General features: G+C 34.4%; 15 protein-coding genes. 2 read left to right on the forward strand and 13 right to left on the reverse strand.

Annotated features, from left to right (window positions below; translation table 11 throughout):
* Positions 1-36: 36 nt before the first annotated feature.
* Together DSM03_RS01675 and DSM03_RS01680 are read left to right on the forward strand one after the other, a co-directional pair.
* Positions 37-1,359 carry a DUF5723 family protein gene (locus tag DSM03_RS01675; RefSeq protein WP_236638857.1) on the forward strand — a complete coding sequence of 441 codons (1,323 nt, stop codon included), beginning with the start codon at positions 37-39 and terminating at the stop codon, positions 1,357-1,359.
* Between the two features lie 95 nt (positions 1,360-1,454).
* A complete protein-coding gene (locus DSM03_RS01680) occupies positions 1,455-1,769 on the forward strand; it encodes a DUF1456 family protein (protein ID WP_128761638.1) in 315 nt (104 codons plus the stop codon).
* Here the strand turns inward: DSM03_RS01680 and DSM03_RS01685 are convergent.
* The 13 genes from DSM03_RS01685 to DSM03_RS01735 all read right to left on the reverse strand — a co-directional run bounded on the left by DSM03_RS01685 (position 1,766) and on the right by DSM03_RS01735 (position 14,322).
* Positions 1,766-2,713, reverse strand: a complete 948-nt coding sequence (locus DSM03_RS01685) for an endonuclease/exonuclease/phosphatase family protein (RefSeq protein ID WP_128761639.1) — start codon at positions 2,711-2,713, stop codon at positions 1,766-1,768. The genes DSM03_RS01680 and DSM03_RS01685 overlap by 4 nt on opposite strands.
* 23 nt (positions 2,714-2,736) lie before the next feature.
* Complete coding sequence (locus DSM03_RS01690; protein WP_236638858.1) at positions 2,737-5,436, reverse strand: TonB-dependent receptor; 2,700 nt, start codon at positions 5,434-5,436, stop codon at positions 2,737-2,739.
* Positions 5,437-5,474: 38 nt separating this feature from the next.
* Entirely contained in the window at positions 5,475-6,203 is a 729-nt protein-coding gene (locus tag DSM03_RS01695; protein ID WP_128761640.1) for a GLPGLI family protein, read from the reverse strand.
* Positions 6,204-6,280: 77 nt separating this feature from the next.
* A complete protein-coding gene (locus tag DSM03_RS18935; protein WP_161567086.1) occupies positions 6,281-6,442 on the reverse strand; it encodes a hypothetical protein in 162 nt (53 codons plus the stop codon).
* A gap of 281 nt (positions 6,443-6,723) precedes the next feature.
* Positions 6,724-7,473: a GLPGLI family protein gene (locus DSM03_RS01700; RefSeq protein ID WP_128761641.1), complete on the reverse strand. Its 750-nt coding sequence runs from the start codon at positions 7,471-7,473 to the stop codon at positions 6,724-6,726.
* 19 nt (positions 7,474-7,492) lie between these two features.
* Entirely contained in the window at positions 7,493-8,209 is a 717-nt protein-coding gene (locus tag DSM03_RS01705; RefSeq protein ID WP_128761642.1) for a GLPGLI family protein, read from the reverse strand.
* Between the two features lie 77 nt (positions 8,210-8,286).
* Positions 8,287-9,006 carry a GLPGLI family protein gene (locus DSM03_RS01710; protein ID WP_128761643.1) on the reverse strand — a complete coding sequence of 240 codons (720 nt, stop codon included), beginning with the start codon at positions 9,004-9,006 and terminating at the stop codon, positions 8,287-8,289.
* Between the two features lie 450 nt (positions 9,007-9,456).
* Positions 9,457-10,173, reverse strand: a complete 717-nt coding sequence (locus tag DSM03_RS01715) for a GLPGLI family protein (protein ID WP_128761644.1) — start codon at positions 10,171-10,173, stop codon at positions 9,457-9,459.
* Positions 10,174-10,178: 5 nt separating this feature from the next.
* Positions 10,179-10,421: a hypothetical protein gene (locus DSM03_RS01720; protein ID WP_128761645.1), complete on the reverse strand. Its 243-nt coding sequence runs from the start codon at positions 10,419-10,421 to the stop codon at positions 10,179-10,181.
* A 112-nt stretch (positions 10,422-10,533) separates the two neighbouring features.
* A complete protein-coding gene (locus tag DSM03_RS01725) occupies positions 10,534-11,205 on the reverse strand; it encodes a response regulator (RefSeq protein WP_128761646.1) in 672 nt (223 codons plus the stop codon).
* Positions 11,202-13,163, reverse strand: coding sequence for a tetratricopeptide repeat-containing sensor histidine kinase (locus tag DSM03_RS01730; RefSeq protein ID WP_128761647.1), 1,962 nt, complete (start codon positions 13,161-13,163; stop codon positions 11,202-11,204). Before DSM03_RS01730 ends, DSM03_RS01725 begins: the two co-directional genes overlap by 4 nt.
* Positions 13,164-13,286: 123 nt before the next feature.
* Complete coding sequence (locus DSM03_RS18940; RefSeq protein ID WP_161567088.1) at positions 13,287-13,442, reverse strand: hypothetical protein; 156 nt, start codon at positions 13,440-13,442, stop codon at positions 13,287-13,289.
* Between the two features lie 178 nt (positions 13,443-13,620).
* Positions 13,621-14,322, reverse strand: coding sequence for a LytR/AlgR family response regulator transcription factor (locus DSM03_RS01735; RefSeq protein WP_161567089.1), 702 nt, complete (start codon positions 14,320-14,322; stop codon positions 13,621-13,623).
* Positions 14,323-14,486: the final 164 nt, after the last annotated feature.

Raw genomic sequence — 14,486 nt, forward strand, 5'->3', positions numbered from 1 at the left:
CTAGTTTTGAATGCGTTAAACATTAAAACTAGTCTCTTGAAAAACAAACTACGCTTTACATTAGGTATTATCAGTCTCACTCTGGCAACAGTACAAGGTCAGAATTATATAGGGCACCGCATTGATAACTACTCGGGAATTCACGGTGTTATGTACAACCCAGCTTCAGTATTTGACTCGAGAATGCGAACAGATGTCAACCTCATTTCGTTTGGGATTTCGGCGGGAAACGATTATGCCGGTCTCAATCTTACCGAACTAGGTTCTGGCGAAGAAGGTTTTGACTTTGAAAGTCAGGCTGAGCAAAGCCCCTCAGAAGCTAATAACTTTTATATCAATACAGATGTGATGGGACCTTCGTTTATGTTCAATTTAAATGCTAAAAGCAGCATCGGTTTAATCACCCGTGTACGAGGTCTTTTTAACATCAATAACATTAATGGTGAGTTGTATCAGAATATTACTAATGACTTTGATACCGATGAAAATTTTGATTTCAATATTGAAAACCTAAGTGGGACCGCACATGTTTTCGCAGAAATAGGAGTCGCTTACGGAAGACAACTCCTCTATAAAGATCAGCATTTTTTAAAAGCCGGGGTTACGCTAAAATACCTCAATGGAGCTGGTAGCCTTTTTGTACACAGCCCCAATCTTAACGGAAGCTACAATGCGACTCAGGAAACTCTTACCGCTACAGGAACTTTTAATTATGGAACAACAGTAGATTTTGATAATGAAGCTATCAGTTTTGAGAGCATGGCCTCTGGTTTTGGGGCCGACCTGGGTTTTATCTATGAATTTAGACCAGACACTACAGGAATAGCTTTACGGAGCAAAAACAAGTACAAACTTAAGCTGGGTGCTTCTCTCACAGATCTAGGGTCTTTAAGTTATGACAACAGCACAATTAACACATATAATGTAACCGGCACAGTAGATGCTCAAGACTTTGAAGATGAAGATGTAGAAACGGTATTAGACGAAAATTACCCAAGCGTTGAGACCTTAGAAACTGTAAAACTCAACCTTCCTACTGCTTTACATCTAATGGCAGATTATCATTTAAAAAACAAATTTTATATCAATTTACAGAGTTCGCTATCTCTGGTTTCAAAAGATAAAGAACGTGCAAACCGCATCACAAATACGCTTACACTAGCTCCACGATTAGAAACCAAGTGGTTTAGTGTCTATAGTCCCATAAGTGTACAACAATATGATGGTTTTGCCTGGGGTTTTGGTCTTAGAGCAGGCCCGCTGACTGTAGGTTCAGCTTCAGCAATTACCAATTTGATATCCTCAAACTCTAAAGCTGCAGACGTCTATTTTGGCTTAAAAATCCCTATTTATCAATAAGATCCTATTTATTTGAATTAGCCATTCATTTAGAAAACGCTTCAGATATACTGGAGCGTTTTTTATTTCTACCTTTACCGTCTAATCTTTTGTATATGGCTTTATCTAACAACGACATCTTTAAAAAATTGCGTGTAGCACTTAAACTGCGGGATGACGATATCGTAAAAATTTGTGCTTTAGTAGATTTTGCAGTGACTAAAAGTGAACTGGGTGCCATATTCAGAAAAGAAGACCACCCAAAATATGTAGAATGCGGCGATCAATTTCTTCGGAATTTTCTTAACGGACTCGTCATTCATATGCGCGGTCCTATGCCTGAAAAAAAAGCCGGTAAACCGGCCCTTAAAAAAGACGGGGATAAAAAGAAAAATAGTAAGAAGAAAGACTCTTCTAATAAAGCAGATTAATCCTCCACTTTAAAAATCGTATATACCGGAAAGTGATCACTCAAACCGCCCAGATACTTATCTCCGGCGTATGTACGTAGCGGATTTCCTCGATATCTACCTTCCTGCTCCTTTAAATAATCCGGATTGTAAATCGCTGATTTCTCATATTCAATGGGATTGTCATAAGCCTTCATCCAGTTGGGCGAAAGAATGATCTGATCAAACAAATACCAATCACCTCGATGGATTAACGACCCTGCATAACGCGTTAATAAAAATACCATAGGATTGTAAAAATCAATAGAAACCAAATGATCCCGCACGGAAATACTCTGCGGATCATCATTAAAATCACCCATAATGATGATTTTAGCTTCCGGCTCTTTAGCCTGAATTTCTGTAATAATTTCCCGGTTGCGTTTTGCTGCGGTAATTCGCTTAGGCTCTGAAATGGCAACTCCTTCTCCACGAGAGGGCCAGTGATTTACTAAAACATAAATCTGCTCCCCTTTAAGCAATCCGGATACATACAAAATATCTCGGGTATAATCGCGCACGCCCTGAGCCGTATTGATGTGTAACGAGTAGCTTCGGGTTTCTAAAACTTCAAAAAGCTGCGTGTCATAGAGCAAAGCAGTATCTATACCGCGTTCATCAGGAGAATTGTGGTGCACAAAATCATAATTTAAATCTTGTAAAGCTTCGGTTTGTAGCAGCTCATTAAGTACTTTTTTGTTCTCTACTTCAGCAACCCCTACAAGTACGGGACATTTACCCGTCTCGTCTTTTCCAATTTCAGCAATAACGCCTCCAAGCCCTTTTAATTTTTCCGCGTAGCGTAAAGCATCCCAGTTAAGAGCTCCTTGTGGTGTAAAATCGTGATCCAGAATATTAGGATCATTAATGGTATCAAAGAGATTTTCGAGATTGTAAAAGGCGATGCTGAGTTTGTTTTGAGGCATTATTCAGGTTTAAAAACTCAATTCTAGAGCTTGTAAGAAACCTTAAAAATAAGGGTTCTGGGCTGAATAAACGTACGCTGATCTGTAATTAGAAACTGACTGAAGGAATTGCTCGCACGAAAATGAATGTCAAAAATATTCTGTGCCTCGATCTCAAAGCCCCAGGCGCTTCCCTCCTTTTGGTAAAACAAACTCGCTCCCGCTTCCTGAAAGCGATTGATCTGACTTTGAGTTTGATTCTCGTAATATGTAAACTCATAACTCGCTTTTAAAATAAAGTCTTCCAGAAAGTCATAATCGAGGTAGGCAAAAGGTGTTATCCGCTGAAAATTGCTATCAAAAGTATCTGAACTGAAATCACTAAAACTATGTCGCAATCCGGCTTCTAAGTTAGGCCACTTATCAAAAGAAGTTTCAGTTTTAAAATTGTAACTATAATTCAACGAATTATAAGCAAGTGTCTCATTATTCACGATTCTTGAGTAATCTGAAAGGTTTAAGTTTCCGCCTATTGTAAACCGGTAGTCACTAATTTTTTTTGAAAATGTAGCATTGGCACTGTAGCTATTTTCAGGTAGCTCCGTATAGATCAAGGTGCTGATCTGGTCTATTCCTTCAATTTGGGTGGTGTTGCGTATCGCGTTTTCTGTATGCCGATAACTCAATCCTGCATTCATAAAAATTCCGCGATAGAGACTGAACTTCGAGTAAAATAAAGATGCACTATGAGACAGTTGATTTTCGAGGTTTTCATTACCACTAAACAAACCATTGAAACTGCTCAAACGCAAGCGATTTGCCAATTGCGAAGCATTACCAAACTGGGAAAGTCTGTTGTATTTCAATCTTAATTTCTCTCCGCTATTCATTTCCCACTCTACCAGTAATTCTGGTAGTAAAACTGCTTTGCCTTCTCCTATTTGACGATTCTCAAATTGGTCTACCGACCACGAATAATAATGATAAAATAAGCCCGGTTTGAAGATAACATCTTCCGCTTTGGCCTTATACTGAAACCCAAAATAGCTATCGCTCAGTTTAAAAGACAAATCATTATTAAAGCCGCTACTCGTAAAATCTACACGACTCCCGTCATTCAGTTGTTGGGTGTCTAATGTAGTATATTTTTGATGCGTCACATTGATCCCGACTTCGGGATAAATATGATGAAAGCGGTGCAGAACCCAGTAATGCTTAGCATTGATATTAAAGTCATAATTTCTGGAACGGGTGGTCTGCACCAAATTAAAGGTGTCATCTTCCCCATTAAAGGGGATGACTCCTGAAAACACAGGACGGTTAAAAAGCCAGTCACGATCATTATTATTTTGACTATACTGCACTGCTGCTTCAACCGTACTGGTGTGTTTGTACGAGAATTGGCGATTAAAACTCAACTCTGTTTTAAAGTCTAAAGACTGTGGCCGCGTCTGGGTATCTACAAAAGTATTTTGATCGGGCGTTTGAGACAGCACGCGGTTCAGTCCGTCGCCTTTACTAGTTTTCAAGTAGCTTGCTGCATAAAGATCGGTACCACTATCTGGGATATAGCGCAAACGCAGCTTATTAAGCGTAAACAACAGGTTGTTATTGGTTGTAGTCGTTCGATTTTCTTCCTGAAGATCTCCGGTTAAGTAGGTGAAATCACTCTCGTTCTGGGCTTCTAGTTTTCCGTTAGAGACAATAGAATAGGCGTCAATGTCTGTAGCCTTACTGAGTTCTTGCGAAATGCTAAAAGCTCCAAATTCATTTTTATTGTAGACAAAATCATCGTTGTTTAGAAACTGTGCAAAATCATCATTGCGCAAGTTGAAATAAGCAGAAGGATCTTTACTTAACAAACTAAAACCGCCTTCAAAATTGATGTAATCACTCAAGGTAAATGACTTTTGGCCAATGTTGTTAAAATCACCAATAGCATTTACCGCCGTTTTTGCAGAATAATAAAACAGGTTGGGGTGTATCAAATACCGATCTTCAAGTCCGCCACCAACTTCAATATCTCCAAAAGCAAACTTCTTCTTACCTTCTTTGAGTTTGATGTTTAAGACCATCTTATCGCTATCGCTTAAGCCTTTTAAAAAGGCAACTTCGTTATAATTATCTATAGCCTCGACCTCATCAACCGCATCTGCCGGAATATTATTAACGCCCAATTTCTCGTCGCCGGTAAAAAAGTCTTTCCCCTCAACCATCAACTTGGTCACTTCTTTACCATTTACGGTGGCATTCCCATCCCGGTCAATCTCAACCCCTGGTAATTTTTTAAGGATATCCCGCAGTTTACGCTCTTCTCCTGTCACAAAATTATCGGTACGGTAGGTGATGGTATCTTCACGTACTTTTACCGCCAAACGTTGCTTGATGACGATTTCACCCAACTGATCGCTGAGGGGTCTCATGATAAAGTCGCGCTCCGCATCCTGTGTTAGACTAAGGGTATCAGTGATTTTTGTAAAACCCATATAACTCACTTCTACCCGATAGGGAATCCCTTTTTCTAAACGCATTTTATAAAGCCCTTGCGGACTCGAAATCGCAAAACTGGTTTGCGCTCCATCTGTCTGTGGAAACGCTAAAATATTGGCGTTAGGCAGCGGCTGATCTAGAGTGTCCTTTACACTCCCAGACAGCTGTGTGTTTTGGGCTTGACAAAAGGACAAACCTATTATAAATAGTGTTAAAACGGTAAACTTCAAATCATTCAACCGAATAAATGTCAAAAAATATAAAAATTTTAATTTTAATTAAAAAGAGTCACTTATTTATCAGGAATCAATTTGTTTGCATAAGCATTTAGTTCACTAAACTTTATCTTCTTTCCTGTTTTTGGCCTTTGAATTTGTATTAGTTCTACTGGATTATATTCAATTTTAATTGCAAAATAATGTTCATTTCTCAATTTCAAATCTAAAATTATACCAGGCAAATTACCATACCCTAAAGGCCCTGAGCTTATAGGTAGTTCTGGGGTAAACCAGGCCTCTACCAAAAAATCACCAAAATCATCTTCTGCTAAATTTGATTGGTTGGAATAAGCCTTATAACAAGTATATCCCATAATTTCTTTGTGCTCATCAGTTATTGTCCATTCGACAGGACTCAAGGCAATCAAAAACTCTTCATTAAAGGCTGACATTTGCCATAATCCCTTTTTCTCTATATGATCCTTGTAATATTTACCAGTATATGGGCCTAAAGCTAGTTCCAAATAATTATCACCATCCTTTTTCATAAAATCGTCATTTGAAAACAAAGATTTCTCCTTACTAAATAATAATGTATAACGAAGCTGTGCCATCGACAGATCTTTTTGTTTTTCAATCTTTTCAAATCTAGCATAAGCATCAGGATTTTTAGACTTTAGACTCATTCCCTTTTTTGTCAAATAGAAAGGTGTATCGATTTCTTTCTGATAATTTACCGATCCTGACTGAGCTAGTACTTTTGCAGATAAGATTAGTACTAGTATAAAAACTATATATTTCATTATATCAATTAATTATTAAGAGAAAGCCTAATGAAAACTTTTCATTAGGCTTATTGTAACTTTAAAAGTAAACAGACTTATTCGCAATTTGTTCTATAATACCAGTCCATGTAATACCAACGACCATAATCAGTTGTACCGTGAGTATCACCGTACTCCCAAGCATCGTCAAAACAACTACCTTCTTCTGCATCTACAAATTCTATTTCCTGTGCGCTTGCATTAAAAACAAAAAACATAAGTAGAGCTAGTGTTGAAATAATTTTTTTCATAATAATAAGTTTTTCAATAAATAATTAAACAATAAGTTTGTCTCGAAACATTATAAAAGTAACTATCAAAACTTTTTTAAAAGAATTAAAGTCCTTACTTGTAGTATGGCTTTTGTTTTTATAAAAAACCAAGATTATAAGCTCACGATCAAATTGATCTTCAACTGCTAATAGCGCTTTAAGATTACGCTTTCTTTTCTCTACCCCGGCTTTATATAAAAGTAGAATAGCTGGTAGCTCTACCCTTTTTAGTTCCAACCTCTGCGAAACAATGCATTCCACTTAGATAACGAGATTAACTCTTCGTCAGTATCAATAAAATTTATTTCCCGCTCCTCATCAAATAAACGTATCTCTGAAACCTTAAAAATAAATAGTGGAGTTTTTAGCTCTAAGATTAATCCTCCTGCCCCGGAATAATTCGTCGGGCCGTAATTAAAAGGAAGAGATGTTGCTACCCAAGCTTCAACAGGAATTGATTTTCCATTTCCCAATTTCTTTATTGCTACGGCTTTATAACAAGTATATTGCCCTATTTGCTTTGTTTTGTCAAGAATTTTCCATTCAAAAGCTGGATATTCTTCTTTGACAAGATATTCTGTATTTTCAAAGTGAACCTGTCGTATTACACTTTTTGATGGTGCATCTGTATAAAATATTCCATTCGCATCAGCTGACATAGCCACATCATTAGAGGTATTTTGACCGTCAATTGACATAGTCTGTAAAACCTTAAACATAGAATTACTATGATTAAACTTTAACCTAAATTGTGTAGACGAATAGGCCTGTTTCAACTTCATCAATTCATTTTTCATATAATCTCGCATAGAAATATTGACTGACTTCAATTCAAAGGCACTTTCCGGCATTAGTATTTTATAATCTATCCTGCCACTTTTGACCTGCGCGAGACATCCATAGGAAACCACAAAAATTAGTAATAAAAAAATCTCTCCATATTTTAAATAATAAAATGAGTAAAAATCCTTGCTTATATTAGGCTATTTGCTCCATCTAATTATTCAAGTAGCTTTTATACTTCGCGTTAGCCTCTTCCCGTGTAATTATTTTATATTTAGGAAGGTTGATCTCAACTGGCTCGTCCCCATTTATTGTAATAGCTGTAGCCTTAAAAACCAAATCCTCTCCTACTTGAACTTCTAGAATAAGTCCGGGAAGACCGCTGTATAAATACGGGCCGTATTGCACAGGGATCTCTGGGGTGTACCAAGCGATAAAATCCCGCTTTACAATTCCCTTACTACCTTCAACCATTTTGTAACCTTGAGCTTGATACGCAGTGTAGATGCCTATATTTTTGGTTTCATCAAGCAAAGTCCATTGCGGTAATGTTTCTTCAACAAGTACATTTCCTAAACTACCACCACTTTTTAAAATCTGATGAGGGCTTTGTGAAGTATAAACTTCATATTTAACACCCGAAACGATTTCTAATATTTTAACTCCTTCATCAGGTTTATCTAAATCTAGTACGGCTCGTGAAAGTGAATACTTTTTATCAAAATATAGAATAAGTTCAACTGGTTTAGTGTTTTTATATGTATCTCGCATCATCATCTTAACCATTGGACTAACTTCCTTTTTATCAATTTCCTTAATATTCTTTTCAATATCAATAGAAACTTGATAATGAATTTCGCCAGTATTGATTTGAGCAACACTCAAAAGCGGAAGCATAAGTATAAAGTAAATGGAAAACTTATTTTTCATAAAAACACCTTATAAAACTAAACATTTAGTTCAATTTAGTCAATAATATTTATATCTAATCATTACAACTTCAAAATTTAGCCTCTCGACTTTATAAGCTTAAGCATATCAATTGTGACCTGATCATATTCTTCTTTAGTGAGCGTTTTTCCCTTTTCAGGGACTTCTATTTCTTTACAGTTATCTTCTAATACAATCTCTTTAGCATAAAAAGTATACAAATCATTCACAGAGCCTTCTAAAACCAGTCCAGGAAGTTCATCTAATCCCTGTGGTCCGGCATGAAAATTGAGTTCAGGAGTAAACCAGGCAACTATGCGTTGTTGTTTTGTACTTAAATTATTTACAATTTTACTTTGATATGCTATTGCTTTAAAACACGTATAACCTAAAATAATTTTCTGCTCATCAGTTATCTTCCACTCACTAAACCTATTTTTCTCTAATGTTATATTTAAACATTCTCCGTAGGAACAATTTTGCCTGAAATGGATGGTATCTCTTCTATAAAAAACATCTGTACCACCTGCCAGTGATGCTGCACTTCTGGATTCTCCATTTAGATCTAAGCCTTCAACATATTTAAAAAAATAGGTGTCTTTACAAGCGGTAAGTTTAAAATCAAGATCATTTAAAATAGCCTCTTTACCCTGTAAAACAGTACGGATTTGTGAATTTGTTATCTTTTTATAATCGATAGGCACAAGACGCTTTGCTCTATATGTTACTTTAACATATGGCTTGGTTTGAGCAATTACAGAACTCGAAATAAAAAGAATTAATATAAATAGTCTCATAGATTAAATTTAACAGATCCTGATTAGCAGGATCTGTTTTTATTAATTACTCCATTTTAGAAAATAACTTTAATTATTGAGGTGGCTCCCAGTCAGTGTTCTCACAATCGTGATATGCCTCAGCATATTCTCTCGTATACTCATCGCCAGTTAGACCACTGTCCCTCGCAATGCCTTCTGCCAATGCATGACAAAATCTTGACGCAACATCTTCTTCATTTCATTTGGAAGAAATTAAAATAAATTATTAAACTGATTTTGTGTTAGCGATTCATCAAAAACAAGAACTTGAATACTGTGTTGATGAGCATGGCTAATTTTTAATATCGTAGCTTAGCGATAGATGTGTCTTAAATTCACATTCTCCAAGAGTGACTATACCTAGTAATATATTCCAACTTTCAGTATTACTGCTCTTCTTTTTATCAATAAGGTATGAAGTGCTTTAATTTAATTCCTTCCCCACCCAAAGGTTGCTGTTGCAAGTGAATCTACATACGTGCTAAAACCTTCTTTTGTTTTAACTATTCCCTTTCTATCAAATTCAATAGCATCAATGGCTTCAAATTGTATCTCGGTCATTTCATAAACAACGAGATCATCTTCCAGACAGAGAATCATTCCCGGTAATCCGCAATACCCTTTTGGACCGTAATTGAAAGGAATTTGTGGACAGAAGTAAGCCACGACTTCAATAGTCTCTTCATTGTGGCCTTCTATTTCACTGGTTGCTCTAAGACACGTGTAACCCTGAATAATTTTGGTTTCCTCCTGAATCTCCCAATTATAGTCTGAGCATTTATGTGCAATGAGATAATCATCACCCATAAATTCTATTTTATTGAAAGTTTCTCCAGAAGGTTGAAGGGTGTAGAATGGAGTATTCCTGGCTAATTTGGCTGCATTTTGAACTGCAGGATTTCGTTCGTTCGCCAACTGTTCTTCAATATTATAGTAGGCAATTTCAGAGTTAAAATACAAGTTGTATTGTAATTGATCCAAGTGATTGACAGCATCTTTTATTTCAGCATAAATTCTATTTTTTTTAGATAATCCCTTGACGATTTTAGAGCTAGGCTTCACTTCATAAACAACAATGCCAGAGTTGATACTCTGGGCAAAGCTGCTAATTGTACAAATTAAAAGTATTAAACAAAGCTTCCTCATAGGAATTAATCCAATATCACAGGTGTCAACTCCTCATTTTCCCAATCTAAACAATCCTGATAATAATCGTTAGACATTCTGTAAGCATCAGCCTGGCTGTAATATTGGCTATATGATTCATAGAGTTCAGCGGCAGTTTCTTCGCAATGCTCTTCTCTAAAAAGATCTTCATCATTATTAAAAGAGATGAAACTTGAAAAAGTAATAAATACACTTCCTAATAATAAAATTGAATACGCTTTTTTCATAATTAATAATAATTAAATTAAACAGTAAATTTTGTTTCGAAACATTATAAAAGTAACTATCAAAATATGTTTAAGATGTTTAAAATCCTTACTTATAGTATGGACTTTGTTTTTACAAAAAACCACGATTCTTAGCATTCAAAATGAGCTCACGATCAGATTGATCTTCAACTGCTAATAGCGCTTTAAGATTACGCTTTCTTTTCTCTACCCCGGCTTTAGATAAAAGTAGAATAGCTGGCAGCTCTACCATTTTAGTTCCTATTGAAAGTTCATATAATAGTTTTCGATCTATTTCATCTATGTCTACATCTTTAGATATCTCCTTTCTCAATAAATTTAAAACGGTTGAAGTATAATATGGGGGGCTTGTAATAATTGATTGTATCGCGCTTATTAATTCTTCTGGTGTTAGATCATTTTTTATAAGTACCGCCTCAGGATCAATATTCTTAATTAAAGTCCTCAAACGGTAATTATCATTTAAGGATGTAATTATACCTATTTTAATTAAAGGATATTTCTTTCTTATAAGAAGTCCTAAATCTTCACCAGACAATATCTTTTGGTTTAAGCCTATTGGCAACTGTATATCTAGAAAAATTAAACCACACGTATTCATATAAGAATAGTCATCTAGGACAGCTATTGCATCATCAAGATTATGAGCGATTTCTATATTAAAAATTATTGATTGCTTCTTAGAAATAATTTCAAATCCCTGCTTATAAGACTCTACAATCAGAGGGTGATCTTCAACAATTAATACATTGACGGAAGTCATATCGGTATCGTATATGTTATTTTGGTTCCAGATTCATCAGATTCAATATACATACTACCCTTAAAATTATTTATTCGAAATTGTAAATTCTTGAGTCCAATTCCTTGCTTTGGAGTTTTAGCATTAAAACCAATACCATCATCTTCTACTATTAGTTTTAAACATTGTAGCTCTTTAGTGAACTTTATAAAGCAAGAAGAAGCAAGAGAATGTTTACGCACGTTTTGTAATGATTCTTGTAAAATATAATAGATAGAAATTTTTATACTGCTTTCTAAATTGTTAAACTTAACTTCTTTCGAAATTTCTAAATCAAAATTTATATCTGAATGGTCATTAAAATCTTGAATCAACTTTTTGATCAACTTTTCAATTCCATCATTAGAATCAAAATTTGTTGATATAAGATTGTGACTTAAATTTCGTATATCTTTTTCAATTGCCTGCAGTTCTTCAACATGGTTTTTAGCATTACTATTTGAGTCCTGCCTTATTAAAAAACCCAAAGCCATACGAGTACCAAAGAGACGACTTAATATCCCATCATGTAAATCTCTTGAAATTCGTTGACGTTCTTTTATCTCAGCAAGTTCAACCTTCTTTTGCTGATCTAGAAGTAAGTTAAGCACCTCTTCATTAGAATCTTTGAGCTTATTTTGCATTTGAGCTTCTTTTAGCTTTATTCGTTGTCGTTGAAAAAAGAAGATTACACTTACCAATGCTAGCATTGTAATGGAAGCAATTGTTAACCAAATATTACGTTCACTTAAATTTTTATTTTCTTGAATATAAGTATCTGTTTCATACCTAATCCGTGCAAACTTGCTTCTAATCTTTCGCTCATCGCGAATTAGCTTATCGTTTAATGTAATGTATCTGTCTAGATAATCTAAATTTTTGGTAATCTTTTGAAGTTTTAACAAGGCTTCTAATTCATATTTTGAATTCTTTTCAACTTCAGCCAATGACAATGCTGATTTTAAGTTTAATTGTGCGTTTGTTGAATCTCCCTCAAACAAATAATACTCTGCGAGCCTAATTTTATTTGCCATAATACCAGCCTTATGATCTATACTGTCCCGTATTCTAAGAGCCTCAAGAGAGTATTGTAAAAAGTCTTTAGTATTGCCTTGCTTAAATTGAGCGTAAGAAAAATTATCTAAAAGCATAGCATAAAGGCGAATATCACTATTCTTAAGGTCTTCTATTTTTAAGGCTTTTACAATATATTCTAATGCCTTAGCGTAAAATCCGTTTTCTATATAAACAACGGCTATATTATTCAAACTAGTTACTATTAAAGACTGATCACCAATTTGTGTAGCTATATCAATCGCTTTTTTATGATTAACTATAGCAGAATTAAAATCATCAAGACCATTATAAATTATGGCAAGGTTATTATACACAGCATATACATCTTCTTTTTTAGAATCTGGCAAAAGTTTAAGAGCTCTAAAAGACGAATTCTCACTCCCAACATAATCTCTGGCTCTCTCTTGAGAAATAGCCATATTGAGCATCATTTTTCCTGAATGATACGTATCATCAATAGAAATAAAATTTTGATAAGCCTTATAGTATGATGCATAAGCACTATCTAAATAAGCATTTTTACTATAAAAATATGCCAGATCCCAATATGCATTTGCCTTTATCTTTTTGGTGTTCAATTGGCTTGAAAGTGCAATGGTCTTACGATTTGTATGCCTAAAAAGAGTTGAATCTGAATACAGGAACTTGAGGGAAAGTTTCGATAAAATAGAAAGTCTTAAACTATCATTAGCTATATTTTTATCAAGATGCTCAACCTCTTCAATACTTTCTTTAAAAGAATCTAGATAATCGTTTTCTGTTGCAAAATTAGTATCAGCGTGTTTAGAACAACCTAGAAAACACAATACGACGTAAAAAAATGCAAGCTTCCCCAGATTACGAGAAGAGAATATATTTATCATAGAAAATACTCGATTGAATATAAGGCTGTAGAGAACTTAAATTTTAAAAAGCACCTTTTAAAGTAATATATAAATAAAAACCCTGAAATGGAATTTCAGGGTTAAAATTATGGGAGATTAAAATCAATCTTCAGGTTCTCTCGGTTTCTCTTCATTTTTTTCATTTCCTGAATCACTCACAACATTGATATCATTCAGCATTTTGTCTGGCTCACAACTTATATTTACTACGATTGTAGCTAATAAAAAAAATAAAAGGGGTAAATTTCTTAATTTCATAATTGAAGTTTTTAAATAATAATCTGAAACTTCAATTGGATCCAATCTCCCGGTTATCGGGGCTTCATTGTTGTTAACTCTGTAATATTACTTGAATTTTATAGAGTGTTCTAATCATAACGAAATTAGATTGTACCTCTCATTTAATGGGTGGTAAGATACCTAGTTTTAAGGGTAACTAACTAGATAAAGAGATATCACTTTTACCTAAGATATCTTTTAAATTATCTACATTTTTTTTATAAGTTCTTGAAAAGGGTACTGAGAATGAATTCACACCATCCTCAAAAAATAATAAGGCTTTATTATAGTTAATACGACGTACAGCAGTTGCATTAATAATATAACTGTTATGAATTCGAAAAAAACATTTTGGTAATTTCCTTTCAAAATACCCCAAAGACTTAAACGCAGTTACCTCCTTTTCTTTTTTAAGAAAAATATCGGTTGTATTATTATCTGCCTTAAGAAATAATATCTCATCAACCTTTAAAAAACGATAATCTGAATAAGATTTTAAACAAATCATCTCACAATCTTTTCTTTCTAGTTGTATTTTATTTTGAAACTTCAATAAACTTTTTCGAATTTCCAGTTCTTTTAGAGGTGTAATCAGGTAGTCATTGAATCCTGCTTTTAATGCTTCATAAGCGTAACTCTTGGTAGAGGAGATTCCTATTAAAATTGGAAAGTGTGATAGGTAAGAAATAATTTCTTCAAATGGTTTTAACCCGGATTTTTTTAACACAGGATGATCAAAATCTACTATAAGGATTGATGGGGGATATTGAATAATGTTATTATAGGCTGAATCAAGGTCAAAAGGATAAAAATTAAAAACACAATTGGAATTATCAAATGATTGAAAAAATCTAATCATTTCCAAGTTTTTTGAGATCACAGAACATTTCAACTTCATACTTCATCAAGCTATCAGCTCTTTTAGATTAAACATGTATTAGCAACTATATTCTCAAGGTATTAAATCACTCATCTTTTACAGAATCAAACAGCTTACTTTTAGTAAGGTGCTTCCCTTAAATA

The organism is Leeuwenhoekiella aestuarii, assembly GCF_004104055.1.
Taxonomy (GTDB): Bacteria; Bacteroidota; Bacteroidia; order Flavobacteriales; family Flavobacteriaceae; genus Leeuwenhoekiella; species Leeuwenhoekiella aestuarii.